Below are 16,326 nucleotides of genomic sequence, written 5' to 3'. Positions count from 1 at the left end.
CAGGCCTGTTATGGCCTGCCGCGGCCGTTTTTTTATATTATTTGAGTTTTGAATGAGAGAAATGGAGGAGATTTGATGAGGAAAATAAGGACAAGGGCCTTGAGCCTGCTGCTCACCCTGGTCATGGTGCTGGGCCTGCTGCCGGGGACGGCGTGGGCGGCAGAAAATGCTGTGGACGATCCTGTAAACATTAGTTCTGCGGAGGAGCTAAAAGCGTTCCGGGATCGGGTCAATGGCGGGGAGCGAACTCTCTCCGCTGTGCTGACGGCTGACATTGATTTGGAAAATGAGGAATGGATACCGTTTAATCCGCAAAATGGCTATGTCACCAGCGCCTACGCCGGTACCTTTGACGGAGCTGGACACACTATCAGCGGACTGTCCATCAACGACAGCAGCACGAACGGCGTTGGACTGTTCGGCACCGTGAACAGCGCGACGATCAAGAACCTGAAGGTTGAAGGAACGGTGTCCGCAACCAAGAGTGGTTATGTTGGCGGCATTGTTGGCAAGACCAGCGGCACTGTCACCATCGAGCGATGCTCCTTTTCTGGCAGCGTCCAGTCTTCCAAGACCGGAGTAAATGCGGGGGCCGGCGGCATCATTGGGCGGGTCAACAGCGGATCTGTGTGCGTCTCAGGCTGTGCCAACACCGCAGACATCAGAGGCGGCGCGGCGGCGGGCATTCTAGGCTATTGCTCCGCCAATGGGACAAGCATTGAAAATTGCTATAGCACCGGCACGATCTCCGGTTCCAACAGGGCCGGGGGTATCGTCGGGCAGGTATATTCAACTACCCCGATTCGCAACTGCTTTACCACATCGGATGCCATCAGCGGCTTTAACGGCGAACTGTTCAACTGCTTTGACAACTCTGATCTTCCAATCGACGCTTCTCTGCTGGGCGATGCCTTCACCACCGATGCAGAGGGTAATGTAATCCTCGCCTGGCAGGCTGGGAATACTCCCAAGCCCCCCGAGCCCAGTATTTCCATCCGCTCTACCAACGGCGATACAATTTGGGTACAGACGGGCGGCGGCGACAAAAATGATACCATTCTCTATGTAGACTATCAGAATATGGGGGACGAGACCCCAGAGGTCCAGTGGAGCTTTTCCGCCAGCAATGAAGGGGCGGCCGCCTGGGTGGAAACCACCCAGGACAGCGATGTGAAAGGCTATGTGGTCACCGCCGGCAAGGGCGGCGTGGTGAATGTAACAGCCACGGTGACCTACGATGGGGAGGAGTACACAGATGACTATACCCTGACGGTGATCCCGCATTTTACAACTGTCACCATTCAAAATATAAGTCAGCCCGGCGCGGTGGCCGTAGGGCAGACGGTAGAAGCTGCCCTTAACATCGAGGGCGGCGGCACCTATTCCCCGGAACAGTATCCCGGACTGGAGATGAAATATCAGTGGTACAAGTATGAGCCTATGGCCGCATATCCCACCTCTCATCCAATCGCCGGGGCCACGGAAGCCACCTATACCATTTCGGAAGATGATTTTGGAGCAGAAGACCAGCAATATAAAATCGGGGTCGAGATCACCTGCGGCGGCAGGGTGATTCACAGCTGCCAGGATCACCAGGCAACCGTCCGTACTGCCGACCACGGCAAGCTGTACCCGGTGGCCTATCAGGAAAATAGACTGCCTGACGAGATCAAAGAGGATACCAAGCTGGAGTTTCCCGCTGTGGTCACAGAAAACGGGATTACTGCCCAGATCCAGTGGGGCGGGTTTAATGATGTGATCGCGGCAGACGGTACCGTCATCCGCCCAACTCAGGGGACGGTGACTGTAACTCTGTCTGCAAAATATACATACAACGATGCTTTCTACAATACGTTGTACAAAATTGTAGTTTGGTCCGACACCGCCGCAGATGAGGACAAACAAAATGAACTGCAGCACGCCATTACCGCCCTGAGCGACGATTACAGGCTCTGCCCGGTCTACGACACGGACACCAACCTCAACCGCATGGTGTTGGCCGATCTGGCGGAGAAGGGCTTTGATGACATCACCGTCTCCGTCGCGTCTGTCACCGAAGTCTACGGAGGGGCAGGTATTGGCGATAACGGCGACATCACTTATTTTTATAAGGACCCCAATACGGTTCCGGCCGTCAAATTTGGAAGCTGCAAGGTGACCTTTACGCTGGAGAAGGATGGGGCGGCCGCCACGCTCTCCGATGTGCCGGTTATCCTTTACTGGGATGCAGCCAAGGTCAGGGCGGCTATGAGCGAGGAGATCATGAGCCAGGTCACCCTTTCCTCCATCGGAGGCGGAGACGGCTTGGCTGTCACCGAAAACCTCACCCTGCCCAAGGTGGTGGACAAGAAATACTGGACCCAGATATCCTGGGAGTCTGACAACGAGGAAGCTATCTCCATCAGCAGAGAAAACCAGAATACTGCCGACACGCTCTTTAACCCCTATGTAGGTGTGGTACGCCGCGGGGAGGAAGATCAGACCGTTATCCTCACGGCCAAATTTACGTTCCAGTATACCAACGATGTCATTGGCGAGGAAGCCCCCATTGAACTTGTCAATACATTTGAAGTGACCGTTCCAGCTATGGACGGGGATCAGTATGCCGAAATCGAACAGGAGCTGCTAACCAAACTGGACCAGGGCTTCGCGGCTAAGGGCCTCTCCGACGCCCTGACCGGCGAGAGGCTGGTTCCGGACGAGGACGGCGTCTACACAGCCATCAACGATATCCAGCTGCCCACCACACGGGACTTCGGCGTAGACGGAAAGTATATGCCTGTCACCCTGTCCAGCGATCACGAGGAGGTCATCCAGTCTCCGGGTGTGAACAATGCCGCCCGGCTCTGGGTGTACCGCCCCGGAGTGGGGGAGGAGCCGGCGGAGGTCATCATAACGGTCACTCTCCACGACGACGAAACCAGCGTCACCGCCGCCCGGTCCTTTACCATCGAGGTCCCCGCCCTGACACAGAAGGAGATCGATGACGAGCTGGCGCTGATGGAGAAGGTCAAGGCCAACTACTTCAACGGCATACGGGGAGAGAACAAGGCCATCGACAACATTACCACCGACCTGTCCCCCTTCCAGGAGGTCTATGAGGAGAACGGCGAGTTGGTCTGGGTCCGGGATATGAAGGACATGAAGGGCTATGGCATCGTCCCCACCCCCATCGAGGGGTGGGAGGAACTGGAGGCCTGGCGGCTGTTCAAATCCAGCAACCCCAATGTCATCAGCCACGAGAACCTGCTGGTCACCCGGCAGGAAGAACCCAAGAACGTCGTCATCACCAGCTATCTGTCCAGCGAAGCGCTGGGCAAATACGGTGAGCTGTACCAGCGCGATACCGTGAAATATGCGAAGTATGCTGAACTGGCCGACCTGTATTACCAGGAGGTCACCGCAGATACCTCCCAGGCCGTCGCCGCGTTTGCCGCCAGAGCGGCGGTAAATGAGGCCGTCCTGCCCGGCCTGAAGCTGCTGGTTCGGGGCACCGCGGACCCCACCAGCACCACAGCAGTGGTGGACACCATCGACAACGTCACCTTCTCCCTGTCCGGCTTGGATGGCGAGGAGTGGATCGGAACTACTGCCCTGAGTGGACTGAGCGAGACCTACACAGTCTACGATGTGTTCACCGAGATGCTGGATGAGTACGGCTACACGGCGGAGCGAAGCCGCGGCACCTACATCGTGTCCATCTCCGGCCCTCGGGGTTCCCTGCGGGAGAAGGAGCATGGCGAGGACTCCGGCTGGATGTATCTGGTAAACGGAGAATTTCCCGACGTGTACATGGGGAGCTGCTCCCTCCACAGCGGGGATGAGATCCAGGTGTTTTACACCGAGGACGCCAGCAAGGTGGACCCGGATTACCACCGCCCCTCAAGCGGCGGAGCTTCCGGCGGGAAGGGGGAATCGGGCCAGACTTCCGTTGAGGTGGAGGAAAATAAGTCTGACGGCACCTACACTGTTACCCTCCCCGAAGACAGCGAGGGCCTCCAGAGGGTGGTCATTGATCAGGCGGAGGAAAACAAGCTGGTGGTCATCGTCCACGCTGACGGCAGGGAGGAAGTGGTGAAGAAGTCCCTGGTCAGCGATGGAAAGGCCGTCTTCCTGTTGGAGGAGGGGGCCACTGTGAAGCTGGTGGACTATGAGAGCGCCTTCTCCGACGTGGCGGACGGAGTTTGGTACAGCTCGGCGGTGGACTTCGTGGCGGGCCGTGGGCTGTTCTCCGGCGTGAGCGAGGACCAGTTCGCCCCTGGGCAGACCTTGAGCCGGGGGATGCTGGCCACGGTCCTCTTCCAGTTGGAGGAGCCGGAGAGTAAGAGGACGGACCTCCCCTTCGACGATGTGGCGGAGGGAGCCTGGTACGCCCAGGGCATCTCCTGGGCCGCTGGGGAGAACATCATCTCCGGTTATGGCGACGGCCGTTTCGGACCGGACGACCCCGTTACCCGAGAACAGCTCGCCCTGATGCTGTTCCATTATGCTGAAACACTGGATATGGTCACCAGCGGGCGGGATACGCTGACCAGTTTTACGGACAGCGGCTCCGTGTCCGCTTGGGCACGGGAGGCGGTGGCCTGGGCAGTGGACAGCGGCATCCTAAGCGGACGTCCGGACGGGACACTGGCCCCTGGAGGCACCGCCACCAGAGCCGAGGCGGCTGTGATGCTCCGTCAACTGGTTGCCCTGATGCTGCGGTGACGTGAACAGAAAAGAACCGGCCGGGCAGGAGATTTTATCCTGCCCGGCCATTTTCGTATAAAGAAGAGGGAGGTCAGCGGGGAGTAGCCACGATAATGCGGATGCGCTCTCCGGCGGGACAGCCCAGGTTGTCGTACCAGCCGGTGAGCCGGTAACCTTCGCCGTTGATCTGGGACAGGGATGTCTGATAGTATTTTGAGCCGTCCCGAAGCAGGACCTGAACATCCTCTGCCAGGGCATATTCCTGATTGCCGGCCATGGCGGACAGGGAGGACACGCTGTCCAACGTTTCAGAGGACAACTGCCGCATGGAGCTCACCTGGCCGTCCTCATAGATCATGGCCGCGCCGCCGCTCTTGACGCTGTAAAGCTTACTGCTGTTCAGCGTCTGGGTCTGCCCATCCTGGACATAGGTGTAGGAGGCGGAGATATTCATGTCAGAGGAGTTGTTTACTACACTGCTCACATAGACATACTCCCAGGTATCTCCAGTGACCTCGTGGAGGACCAGGCGGTCGATATCTCCGTTGGCGTCCAGGCTGTAGTAGCGCACGTCGTCACCAGACAGTTTGGCGCCCGCCAGGCGGGAGGGGTAGATACGGGCGTAGCCGCCATTTTCGTCGGTGTCCAGGATCTGGACTCCGTCCGCGAAGTCGTGGCCAGCGAAGCTGCTGCCGTCCTTGCTCACGCTCCCCTCCAACTTTTTGTTGGACAGAGAAGTCACCTTGGTCCCGGATTGAGTGACTGACACCGTGACCAGACGGCCTGTATTTAAAGCGGAGCCACTATGGTAGAAGGTGCGCACGACTCCGTCGGTACAGGCTACCTGGGTGGTCACCTGGGCGCTGGTGGTGGAGGAGCTACTGGTGGAGGAGCTGGAGGCCCCCTTGACACTGGATACCACACTGCCATAATAGGTCGCTTCGCTCTCCTGGGCGTCCAGCACAGATATGATCTCGCCGTTCATGCCCAACAGGAGGGTGACCAGATCGCCCTCCTGGAAGGAGCCCTGGCTGGAGAGCTGATAAGTGGCCTCGGAAGTGCCGATGTCGTAGCTCACCCCGGCCACGGTGGCGGAGGTGGGGGCGCTCTTGCTGGGGGAGACGCCGGTGAGCGTTCCGGTTACCCGGTCGTGGTAGATCCAGACAGTTTTCATATTGGCGTTATAGTAGTATACGTCATACTGCTGGACTGAGGAGAGAGAGGAGAGAGCCCCGTTGTAGTATACGGACGAGGGGGTAAAAGAGAGGGAGAGAGCACCGCTCTCCGCCACATAGGGACCCTTGGTATCTGCGGTCACCAGGGCCGAGTAGTCCACCTGTCCATTGGTGACAGTATAGCCCAGTGTGGTGCCGTAGATCGTCCCGGCGCTGTTCTGGGCGGTGAGTGCATTGTAGAACAGGTCTACGCAGTCCTGCCGGGTGAGCTGCTGACCTTGGACAGCGCCTACGTCGTCCAGCAGCCCCAGAGCACTGGCCTTGGACAACTGAGCCGTGGGGTAGGCCCCGGTTAGTGTGCTGGAATCATAGCCCAGCAGGCGCAGAAGGGCTGTGCAGCCCTCCTCCAAGGTGATGCCCTGGTCCGGGCGGAAGGTGCCGTCCACATAACCGGACATCCAACCCTGCTCCACCGCCACTTTCACATAGGGGCTGGCCCAGTGGTCCCCCTTCAGGTCTTTAAACAGGGAGCTGCCGTAACTTCCCACCGCATCCTTATAGCTGGAGGCGGCCACCATCATAGTGACGAACTGGGCCCGGGTGACAGAACTGGACAGATTCAGATTGCCAGAGCCGTCCCCGGACAGGATGCCCAACACCTGGATGGTCTCTAGTTTCGCACTGTCGCTGACCGCGAGGGAGCCGGTGCACAGCAGAGACATGGAGAGGCAGGCGGCCAGCAGAGTGGAGAGAAGGCGAGTTAATTTCATGGTAAAAACTCCTTTTGATGAGAGTGGAGAGTGAAGAGACTCCATATACAAGCTGTTTCCATACTGTTCTTCACGCTCCACCCTGGTTTAGTCGTAGTGCAGAGCGTCAATGGGGTTGAGGCGGGCGGCCTTCTTGGCCGGGAGGTAACCGAACAAAACGCCGATACCAGCGGAGATGCCGAAGGCCGCCAATACCGCCGTGGGGGTGGGGGACACGGTGAGGGCCTCGCCCATCAGCCGGACCACCGCCACCGTGGCTCCCGCGGACAGGAGATAGCCTAGAACGATGCCGATGACGCCTCCCAGAGCGGAGGTGGCCGCCGCCTCGATGACGAACTGCTCCATAATATACCGCTCCTTGGCCCCCAGAGATTTTCGTACGCCAATCTCACGGGTGCGCTCGGTCACGGATACCAGCATAATATTCATAATGCCGATGCCTCCCACCACCAGGGAGATGGCGGCGATCCCAGCCAGCACACCCACTAAAATATTGATCATACTGGTCATGGAGTCCAGCAGCTCGGACATGGTAACGACTGTGTAATAGTCATCACTGCCGAAAAAGCTGCGCAGGGCCGATTCCAGGGCAGACTGGCTGGCGTCCATCAGATTCTCGTCCACCATGGTGATGACATAGCTGGAAACCCGTCCACCCCCCAGACGGGCGGCGGTGGAGTAGGGGAGGAAGAGGCAGTCGTCGCTTCCTCCCTCCTCCATGGTTTCCGCCTGCTGGTCCAGAACTCCCACGATGGTCAGCGCCTGTCCACCGACCCGCAGGGTCTGGCCCACGGCGCTGCCCCCGAAGTAGGCTTGGTTGACATAAGCTCCGACTACGCAGACCTTGGAGCGGGAAGCGATGTCGCTGTACTGTAACCCCCGGCCCTGGGAGAGCGTGTAGCCCTTGATGCTGAAATAGTCCTCACTGACCCCGGTGGCGGAGGTAGAGGTGAGATCCGTACCGATCTTGACCCCCATCATGGACACGGTAGGGGAGCACAGGTCCAGATAGTCGGGATTTTGATCCACGATCTGGTACATATCCTCTACCTCCATAGTCCGGGTGGCTCCGCGGGACTGGACAGATACGGTGAGGGTGTTGGTCCCCATGTCCGCAAAGCTGTCGGCCACATAGCCCTCCAGGCCGTTTCCCAGGCCCACGATGACAATGACCGCCGCCACACCGATGATGATGCCCAGCATGGTGAGGAGGGTCCGGGTCTTACTGGACACGATATTTTTCAGCGCTAGGGAGAGAGATTCGGTGATTCTCATTGGGGCTGTCCCCCTTTCCTTGCTCCGGCGGCCCGGGGGGTGACTACCGCCTCCGGATCGTCGGAGGGGCCGTCATATACCACATGTCCGTCCTCCAGACGGATGATTCGCTGGGCCTGGACAGCAATGGAGTTGTCGTGGGTGATGAGCACTACGGTGTGACCCTGTTCATGGAGGTCCTGGAGCATGGCCAGCACTTCCCGCCCAGTGCGGGAGTCTAACGCTCCGGTGGGCTCATCGGCCAGAATGACAGAGGGATGGCCGACCAAAGCGCGGGCGATAGATACCCGCTGCTGCTGGCCGCCGGACAGTTCCATAGGCTTATGGCGCCACTTGTCGTCCAGCCCCACCTGGGCCAACGCTTGGTGGGCCCGCTCCCGGCGCTCCCCCTTAGCCACCCCGGCGTACATCAGCGGGACCTCTACATTTTCCAGCAGATTCAGCTTGGGCAGGAGATTGTACTGCTGGAAGATGAAGCCAAGCATCTCGTTCCGAATCTCTGCCAGCTCATTTTTGTTCATCTGGCCCACATCCCGGCCCTGGAGGAGGTAGGTGCCCTCCGAGGGTACATCCAGGCAGCCGATGATATTCATACATGTGGACTTGCCAGAACCGGAGGAACCTACGATGGCCACGAATTCCCCCTTGCAGATCTCAAAGGAGATGTGGTCGGCGGCCTTTACCGTGGCGTCCCCCATATGGTAATACTTGCAGACGTTCTGAAAGGTGATCAGTGCGCTCATATCAGAACCCTCCAGGCCCGCCGCCCATACCGCCTCCGGGCCCGCCGCTGATGGTAACGCTGCCCATGCCTCCGCCAGGTATCATCATCATGCTGCCCATCTCGAAGCTGCCCGAGGAGGTGGTTGGGATATAGGCCACGGTGTCCCCCTCCTGCAGGCCGGAGATGATTTCAATGTAGCTGTCGTCGCTGACGCCTACTTCCACAGGGACGGAATAATACTGTTCGCCGTCCCCGCCGATGCCCTCCATCAGAGTGCCATTGGCGGCGCTGGGGGAGTCGGCGGTGACCAGAACGGTGTTCCCCCGGTTAAGGGCGGCGCTGGGAATGGCCAGTACGCCGCCGGCGCTGTCCAGTGTGATGGTGGCATCCACATTCATGCCGGGGAGAAGACCGTCTGTCTCGTCAATGCGGATGGTGACCGGATAGGTGGTGGTCCCGCTGGAGGAGGTGCCTGCCACACTGACCTTGGTGACTACTCCTGTATAGGTCCGGCCCTCTACCGCTTCGGCGGTGATAAGCACCTGCTGCCCCACCTGGATATTGGAGATGTCCAGCTCATCCACATTAAGCGTCAGGGTAAGATAGGACAGGTCGTAGATGGAGCACAGGGTCTGACCAGTCTCGATGTTTTCCCCCGCGTTGTAGTTCTTGTCGATGACAGTGCCAGAGATGGGGGAGGTGATGGTGTAGTTATCCAGCTGGTCATACCGGCTCTCCAGAGAAAGCTCCGCGTTTCTCAAAGCCTCGGCGGCGCTTTGGAGCTCATCCTCCAGATTATCGCTGGTCAGCGTGAGGATAGCTCCCCCCTGGGAGAGACGGTCGCCCTCGCTGACGTGGATGCTGGCGACAGTGCCAGAGACCTCGGCAGTCACTGACCGCTCTGCCAGATAGGAGAAGCTGCCTCCGCTGGCGCTGGCGCAGCCGTCCACTGTGGCAGAGCCTGTCTGGCTGGTGGACAAACCGCCAGGATTGCTGACTTGTATGGTCACATCCCGGACAATGACGTTGCCTGTCAGCACCTGATCCACGCCAGATACCTCCGTGACTGTGCCATTCAGCACTTCAAAGGTGCTGTCCAGGGTGACCTGGGCGCTCTGGCCCACATAGAAACCGGCTGCCTCATCGGCCAGGAAAGGGACCTTCAAAGTCATAGTGTCTGAGTCCCGGATGGTGGCGACGGTCTGCCCCGCGCTCACATCGTCCCCTGCCTCCACGGCGATATCCACCACCTGTCCTGCTTTGGGAGCGGTGACGGTCAGGTCAGCCAGGTCCTTCAACTTATTGTTGTAGCTGCGCTGGGCCTGACTCAAAGAGATCTCACTCTGCTCCAGAGAGCTGGCCATGTCAGAGCTGTCGATATCGTAGAGAACAGTGTCCTCGTCCACTTGATCCCCCTCCTCAAAATAGTCAGCGAGGATGGTGCCATCCACCAGGGAGGTGACGGAATAGGAGTTGGCCGCCTCCAGAGACCCACTTCCGGTGATCTCGGAGGTGATATCCCGCCGCTCCACCGCCGCGGTGGTATAGGTCAAGTCGGCGGCCAGGGCGGTCTGGCCGCCCCCGAAAAAGTGTATCCCCAGAGAGAGGGCCACCACACAGGCCACTACGGGGATCAGTACCCTTTTCCTCAGCAGTCTCTTTTTCCACGGACTGGAGCCCGACTTGGGAGGGGTATCCTCCGGTGACGGGACTTCTCGCTTCAATAAAACCGGTAACTTCATCATGGGACACTGTCCTTTCCAACATAAGGTAGGTCCAGTGTATCTAACAAATTTGAACGGGGGGAGGAGAAAATCACAACAAAAGATAAACAGGACTCAAACAATTTCAAACGCCGCCGAGAAGCGATAGACTTCTCAGCGGCGTTTTATCAGTTATTGCCGGTTTAGGCGGTAGCCTGCGCCCCATACGGTTTCGATGAGTGTGGGGTGAGCTGGGTCGTCCTCCACCTTGTCCCGGATGCGGCCGATGTGGACGGTGACAGTGGCGCTGTCCCCCAGATAGTCACAGCCCCAGATGGCCTCAAACAGCTTTTCCTTGGAGAAGACCACATTGGGGTGCTCCGCCAGAAATTTCAGCAGAGCGAACTCCCGGTTGGGCATCTTGACCTCCCGCTCCCCTTTAAAGACCTTCCAGCTCTGGGGCAGGATGCGGAGATCCCCAACCGTGAGGGCCTCCTGTTCCTCCTGGCCGCCGGTAAGCCGGGCATAGCGGGCCAGATGGGATTTGACACGGGCCACCAGCTCCGCCGGGTCAAAAGGCTTGGCGATGTAGTCGTCCGCCCCAAGACCCAGCCCCCGGACCTTGTCTACTGACTCGGTACGGGCAGTCACCATCAGGATGGGAATGTCTATTTTGTCCCGAATGAGACGGCAAACGTCGTACCCATTGCAGCCAGGAAGCATCAGATCCAACAGGATCAGGTCATACTCCCCCTTCAGTGCCTCTGTGATGGCGGCCTGTCCGTTGTCTACCGCCGTGATCTCATAGCCCTCCATCTCCAGATAGTCCCGCTCCAGCATAGAGATAGCCTGGTCGTCCTCAGCCAGCAGAAGTTTAGCCATGGCAGTCGTCCTCCCTTCGGGGCAGGGCGATCTCAAAGACCAGCCCCCCGTCGTTTTTAACCCGGATAGTCCCTCCGTGGGCCTCGATGATGCATTTGGCGATATACAGCCCCAGGCCGCTGCCCTCGCCGTTCTGGCTGCTCCGGGCCTGGTCCTCCCGCCAAAACCGTTCAAACAGGCGGGGCAGACACTCCTGCGCTACCCCGTGACCATTGTCAGCGAAGCGGACGCATTCCATGTCGCCCTGCCGCCATACGGTCAGGGTGAGGATTAGCGGATTGGCCCCGGCGTACCGAAGGGCGTTGTCCTTCAGATTGTTCAGTACCCGGTAGATCTGCTCTGAGTCCATAGACACCGGGTGAGCGGCGGGAATCATGTGGAGCTCCACCCGGCCGCCCTCCTGTTCCACCTCCTGGCCAGCCTCCTGGACAAAGTGGGATACAAAGTCCCCCAGATCGGCGGGCGCGGGAAAGAGGGGGAGGTTCCCTGTCTCCAGGCGGGAGAAATCAAATAGCCGTTGGAGCAGTATGTCCATATCACAGGCCTTGCGGTAGGCGATATCCAGATACTGGAGCTGGCGCTCGGGAGTTTGGGCCACCCCGTCCCGCAGTCCCTTGATATATCCCTTGACCGAGGTGAGGGGGGTGCGGAGGTCGTGGGAGATACCAGACACCAGATCGGTGCGGGCCCGCTCATAGGCCGCGGACTTCTCCCGCTCGGCCAACAGGTGCTCCTGCATCTGGTTAAAGGCGGTACACACCGAGGAGAACTCATCCTGTCCGCCATAGTCCACCGGCTGGGAGAAGTCCCCCTCCTCCACACGACGGGCAGCCCTGGCGAGGGCGTCCACCGGTGCCAGCAGCCTTCTGACCTGCCGGCGGGTAAACAGCAGATTGAGCGCCACGATAACGACAATGGCAGCCATTCCGCTAAGGACCATGGAAAGGACGGCAATCTCAGCCGGGGGCCTCTTGCTGCCCAGAAACATGGGCATGGCGGGGGTGGAGACTGATACAACCGAGTAGTTGTCGCTGATCGTGCCTACCATGACCATATCAGCACTCTGGATAGTGATAGGGGTGGCCTCCACCCAGTTCGCTTCCTGGCCCACCTCATGGTATAGCCGGTCCTGGGCCGGATCCAAAGAGGAGAATACAGGATCCCCCTCCTGTGTGGTGACGGTCAGTGCATATCCCCGTGTCCGAAGCTGATGGTCCAGGGCGGGCCAGTCTTTTCGTATGATCTCCTCCCCTTGGAGCAGTTCCTGCACCTCAATGGTAGCAGTCACGTCCATGGATGCCATACTCTGCCGCCGGTAGTTTTCTGCGGTAAAGTGGGTGGTTACCCCGCTGACCAGCAACATGACCACCAGAGCCGTAAACACCGATATAGTATTATAGAAAAATAGGTGTCGCTTGATGCTCATACAGACACCTCCCATAATAATGATTTTATTATAGTGCCTGTTTGTAAAAAAAGAAGGGGGAAAATCTAAACTTTTTACAAATTCGGACAGATGCGCTGCCGGGCGGCGGGGTGGACTGGTATAGGGCAGCGTCCTAGGTGTCCCTTGTACCCTGTGGCGGGCTGTGGTAAAATGACAGAAACGAGGGGAGAACCGGCGGGACAAGCGGGGCTGACCTCCCTTCCTAAACATTGGAGGAGCGGAACGATGGCCCATGTGATCGAGATAACGGACTGGAGGGTGCCAGAGCTGGATCTCTTTGCCCGACTAACAGAGGGGCAGCTTCGTAGCCGGAGAGAGCCGGAAAAGGGGATCTTTATCGCGGAGAGCGCCAAAGTGATCGGACATGCTCTGGACAGCGGCTGTCAGCCCATCGCCCTGCTGATGGGACACAAACATTTGGAGGGAGCGGGGCGGGCTCTTATAGAGCGGTGCGGGGAGGTGCCGGTCTACACCGCGGACGACCAGATTTTGACGGCGCTGACCGGCTATCACCTCACCAGGGGGATGCTATGTGCCATGGGACGTCCGGTACTGCCCAGGGTGGAGAAGGTGTGCGCCGGCGCCCGCCGAATCGCTGTCCTGGAGGGGATCGTGGACGCGACCAATGTGGGGGCGATCTTCCGTTCGGCGGCTGCGCTGGACCTGGACGGCGTGTTGGTCACCCCTACCTGCTGCGACCCGCTCCATCGCAGGGCGGTCCGGGTAAGTATGGGTACTGTCTTCCAAATCCCGTGGACCTGGATTGGGAGCGACGCCTCCCAGTGGCCCAGGCCTGGACTGGAACGGCTGAAAGAGCTGGGCTTCCGGACAGCGGCCCTGGCTTTGGACAGCAGGGCGATCAGCATTGAGGACCCGCGCCTGATGGCGGAGGACAAGCTGGCCCTGGTCTTGGGAACAGAGGGGGATGGCCTGGCTCCTGCCACAGTGGCCGGGTGTGACGATACGGTATGCATCCCTATGGGACACGGGGTGGACTCTCTCAACGTGGCAGCAGCCAGCGCGGTGGCCTTTTGGCAGCTGCGGGTGAAAAAGAAGGGGTAAATATGGCGGATATTATCACCTTCCGCGGTGGCAGAGAGGCCCCGGAAGGCCTGGACCGGAGGGCGCTCCTGGCCTGGCTGGACCGGGTGAGGGATCAGATAGACCGGTTAGACGGACAGGAACCAGAGCATATGGGTACAGAGGAACACGAACGCTGGGGAGAGCTCCATGAGGAGCTGGAGGACCTGGTGGACGAGCTGCAGGACCGCCTGGATGAGCTGGGGCAGGACTAAAAAACATTCTGACGTATTTAAACCTCCATGCGAAAGCGCAGCTGCCGACAATTCGGCAGAGCTCAAGTCAAACGTCCAGCTGATCCTGAGAGCTGGGAAGGTATGAGAAGGGCATACGGATATATCTGCTATTTGCTTTGGTACCATCAAAGCAAACAGGGCCAGTGAATGTATCGCTGGCCCTGTTTGCTTCCATATAATGAAATTATATTTTTCCTTGTCGCCGTTTAAGTGTAACGTTTTTGCGTTTCGAGATTCTATCTGTAAGATAATCCTAATTTTGGAGATGCGGGGAGGCCGGGTTAAGATCATATGCTGCTGAGTATTCTGTTGAATCTGTCAATGAAACTATCATCGCTCAACTGTCCCAGTATCTGATATGAGAAGATTAAGCCTTTGCTCCCTTTCTTTTCTTGACCTGCTTGCTCACTACACCGTAAACAAAGAAACCTACGATGATGAGAAGGATAACCAGGCTGACTGGACGGGTCACAAAAATCATATAGCTGCCCTTGGAAAGCATAAGAGACTGCCGGAAATAGCTCTCTAAAGAGGATGCTAGTACAACTGAGAGAATGAGGGGGCCGGTAGGTAGCTTGAATTTTTTCGTCATATAGCCAAAGAGGCCAAACAAAAGCATCAACCACACGTTGAAGAAGCTGTAATTGAGTGCGTACGCACCTACGCAGCACAGGGTAAGTACTAATACGGACAAATTTTTGTCTACCAGGCGAATGGCGTTGACGAACAGGGGAATCATCAGCAGATTAGAGATTAGCAGGAACACATTGGCGATGGTCAGAGCGGCGATCATGGCCCACACGATATCCCCCGACTCAACCATCAGCAGGGGGCCGGGGCGCATACCAAACATAATAAAAATACCCAATAAAATTGCGGTGCCGCCGGATCCTGGAATTCCCATAGTGACTAGAGGAACTAGAGCGCCACCCACCGAGGCGTTATTAGCGGCCTCTGGAGCGGCAAGGCCGGCCGGGATTCCCTGACCGAATTTTTCCGGTGTTTTAGACAGCTTTTTCTCGGTAGCATAAGCTAAGAAGGTTGCGATTGTGCCGCCAGCGGCGGGAAGGATTCCAATTACGGTGCCGATAATGGAACCGCGGAGCATGGGCATAGAGACATCCCTGATCTCTTTTCCTGTCGGGATATATTCGCTCATTTTAAAGTTTGGCTTGCCTAAATTCAAATGAACCTTGTGCTCGATGTTGTGCAGCACTTCACCGATACCGTACATTCCCATTATGACAACTACGAAATCAATGCCTTCAAGCAGTTCCGGGGTGTAGCAGAACCGGGTGTAGCCAGAAACAAAGTCACATCCTACAAGACCGATTACAAATCCAATCGCGGTCATAAAGAGTGCCTTGATTACAGAGTCACCTGCTAGTAGTGCGATAGTACATAGCCCTAGCAGAAGCAGCATAAAATATTCTGGTGCGCCAAAATTGATGACCAGAGAAGCAATGGTAGGTGCCAGAAATACCAGTACGACAATACCGAAAAAGCCCCCCAGGAACGAACTAATTGCAGAGATGCCTAGTGCGAAGCCGCCTCTTCCCTGCTGCATCAGGGGATATCCATCCAGGCAGGTCACAATGGCCGGTGCGTCGCCCGGCGTATTAATTAGAATTGAGGTAATACGTCCACCAAACATACACCCCATATAGACACCCATCAACAGCGCCAAGCCGGCAGAAGCATCCATTGTAAACGTGAGAGGAATCATAAGGGCCAGACCGGCAGATGGGCCAAGGCCGGGAAGTGCCCCCACGATGGTTCCTACCATAGAGCCAAGAAAGATAACCACCAAATTATAGGGTGTCAGGTTTACTAAGAAGCCTGCCCCCAGATTTTGTAGAATTTCCATGTGTTTTCCTCCTCAGCTCAGAAAAAATTACAGATGGTCATGGGAACCTGTAGCCAGGTGTGAAAGATCAGATAGATGCCAAGCCCAGTGACCAGGGAGACTTTCAGCGCAGATGTAAGGCCGTTCCTCTCGATGAAGAAAATAACACAGAAAATATAGACGATAACGCTGAGAATTATGCCGATATACTCCATGGCCAGAATTAACAGCGCAGTAGACATCAGATATAGGCCAAGCCGTCCATACGCACTTTTATCAATGGAGGCTGTATCCTTGTGACGGGAATCCATAATCAGCAGTAACACGCAGCCCACCAGGATCGCCCCCAGCATAATACTAGGAAGGAAGCCGGGCCCGATAGTATATTGGGAATCCTTGGGCAGTCCCATTGCCTCTGGGATCATATACGCAGAAACTGCACCCATAAAGACAAGGAATACCCGGTACATGGTAATCATAAAAACAGAAGTACCTCCCT

The 16,326-nt window shown here is 57.5% G+C and carries 11 protein-coding genes; 3 read left to right on the top strand and 8 right to left on the bottom strand.

Annotation, left to right across the window (positions count from 1 at the left end):
• Positions 1-75 precede the first annotated feature (75 nt).
• A complete protein-coding gene (locus OCV64_RS08635) occupies positions 76-4,707 on the top strand; it encodes an S-layer homology domain-containing protein (RefSeq protein ID WP_262669808.1) in 4,632 nt (1,543 codons plus the stop codon).
• A 73-nt stretch (positions 4,708-4,780) separates the two neighbouring features.
• On the opposite strand, the gene OCV64_RS08630 is transcribed toward OCV64_RS08635, so the two are convergent.
• The 6 genes from OCV64_RS08630 to OCV64_RS08605 form a co-directional block, all read right to left on the bottom strand.
• Positions 4,781-6,634: an S-layer homology domain-containing protein gene (locus OCV64_RS08630; protein WP_262669807.1), complete on the bottom strand. Its 1,854-nt coding sequence runs from the start codon at positions 6,632-6,634 to the stop codon at positions 4,781-4,783.
• Between the two features lie 87 nt (positions 6,635-6,721).
• Complete coding sequence (locus tag OCV64_RS08625) at positions 6,722-7,909, bottom strand: ABC transporter permease (protein ID WP_147571245.1); 1,188 nt, start codon at positions 7,907-7,909, stop codon at positions 6,722-6,724.
• The gene (locus OCV64_RS08620) at positions 7,906-8,652 is read right to left on the bottom strand and encodes an ABC transporter ATP-binding protein (protein ID WP_147571244.1); all 747 of its coding nucleotides are present in this window, start codon (positions 8,650-8,652) and stop codon (positions 7,906-7,908) included. Before OCV64_RS08620 ends, OCV64_RS08625 begins: the two co-directional genes overlap by 4 nt.
• A gap of 1 nt (position 8,653) precedes the next feature.
• Positions 8,654-10,378: an efflux RND transporter periplasmic adaptor subunit gene (locus tag OCV64_RS08615; protein ID WP_262669806.1), complete on the bottom strand. Its 1,725-nt coding sequence runs from the start codon at positions 10,376-10,378 to the stop codon at positions 8,654-8,656.
• 150 nt (positions 10,379-10,528) lie between these two features.
• Entirely contained in the window at positions 10,529-11,218 is a 690-nt protein-coding gene (locus OCV64_RS08610) for a response regulator transcription factor (RefSeq protein ID WP_147571243.1), read from the bottom strand.
• Positions 11,211-12,644: a sensor histidine kinase gene (locus OCV64_RS08605; RefSeq protein ID WP_262669805.1), complete on the bottom strand. Its 1,434-nt coding sequence runs from the start codon at positions 12,642-12,644 to the stop codon at positions 11,211-11,213. The genes OCV64_RS08610 and OCV64_RS08605 overlap by 8 nt, the downstream gene beginning before the upstream one ends.
• A 246-nt stretch (positions 12,645-12,890) precedes the next feature.
• On the opposite strand from OCV64_RS08605, the gene OCV64_RS08600 reads away from it, so the two are divergent.
• Both OCV64_RS08600 and OCV64_RS08595 read left to right on the top strand, forming a co-directional pair.
• The gene (locus OCV64_RS08600) at positions 12,891-13,727 is read left to right on the top strand and encodes a TrmH family RNA methyltransferase (RefSeq protein WP_147571241.1); all 837 of its coding nucleotides are present in this window, start codon (positions 12,891-12,893) and stop codon (positions 13,725-13,727) included.
• 2 nt (positions 13,728-13,729) lie between these two features.
• Positions 13,730-13,960, top strand: a complete 231-nt coding sequence (locus OCV64_RS08595; protein ID WP_147571240.1) for a hypothetical protein — start codon at positions 13,730-13,732, stop codon at positions 13,958-13,960.
• Between the two features lie 388 nt (positions 13,961-14,348).
• Here the strand turns inward: OCV64_RS08595 and OCV64_RS08590 are convergent, their stop codons facing one another.
• Complete coding sequence (locus OCV64_RS08590) at positions 14,349-15,848, bottom strand: tripartite tricarboxylate transporter permease (RefSeq protein ID WP_186852994.1); 1,500 nt, start codon at positions 15,846-15,848, stop codon at positions 14,349-14,351.
• Positions 15,849-15,865: 17 nt separating this feature from the next.
• A complete protein-coding gene (locus OCV64_RS08585) occupies positions 15,866-16,306 on the bottom strand; it encodes a tripartite tricarboxylate transporter TctB family protein (RefSeq protein WP_186852993.1) in 441 nt (146 codons plus the stop codon).
• Between the last annotated feature and the right edge of the window lie 20 nt (positions 16,307-16,326).

The organism is Muriventricola aceti, assembly GCF_025567565.1.
GTDB classification, from domain to species: domain Bacteria; phylum Bacillota; class Clostridia; order Oscillospirales; family Oscillospiraceae; genus Lawsonibacter; species Lawsonibacter aceti.
The sequence above is the reverse complement of the archived record's forward strand: the minus strand, read 5'-3'. Positions and strand labels throughout refer to the sequence as shown.

Bases quoted from the DNA above. Each gene is read 5' to 3' on its own strand.
- OCV64_RS08625 (WP_147571245.1), bottom strand. From the start codon at position 7,909: ATGAGAATCACCGAATCTCTCTCCCTAGCGCTGAAAAATATCGTGTCC.
- OCV64_RS08615 (WP_262669806.1), bottom strand. From the start codon at position 10,378: ATGATGAAGTTACCGGTTTTATTGAAGCGAGAAGTCCCGTCACCGGAG.
- OCV64_RS08635 (WP_262669808.1), top strand. From the start codon at position 76: ATGAGGAAAATAAGGACAAGGGCCTTGAGCCTGCTGCTCACCCTGGTC.
- OCV64_RS08585 (WP_186852993.1), bottom strand. From the start codon at position 16,306: ATGATTACCATGTACCGGGTATTCCTTGTCTTTATGGGTGCAGTTTCT.
- OCV64_RS08620 (WP_147571244.1), bottom strand. From the start codon at position 8,652: ATGAGCGCACTGATCACCTTTCAGAACGTCTGCAAGTATTACCATATG.
- OCV64_RS08595 (WP_147571240.1), top strand. From the start codon at position 13,730: ATGGCGGATATTATCACCTTCCGCGGTGGCAGAGAGGCCCCGGAAGGC.
- OCV64_RS08610 (WP_147571243.1), bottom strand. From the start codon at position 11,218: ATGGCTAAACTTCTGCTGGCTGAGGACGACCAGGCTATCTCTATGCTG.
- OCV64_RS08630 (WP_262669807.1), bottom strand. From the start codon at position 6,634: ATGAAATTAACTCGCCTTCTCTCCACTCTGCTGGCCGCCTGCCTCTCC.
- OCV64_RS08590 (WP_186852994.1), bottom strand. From the start codon at position 15,848: ATGGAAATTCTACAAAATCTGGGGGCAGGCTTCTTAGTAAACCTGACA.
- OCV64_RS08605 (WP_262669805.1), bottom strand. From the start codon at position 12,644: ATGAGCATCAAGCGACACCTATTTTTCTATAATACTATATCGGTGTTT.
- OCV64_RS08600 (WP_147571241.1), top strand. From the start codon at position 12,891: ATGGCCCATGTGATCGAGATAACGGACTGGAGGGTGCCAGAGCTGGAT.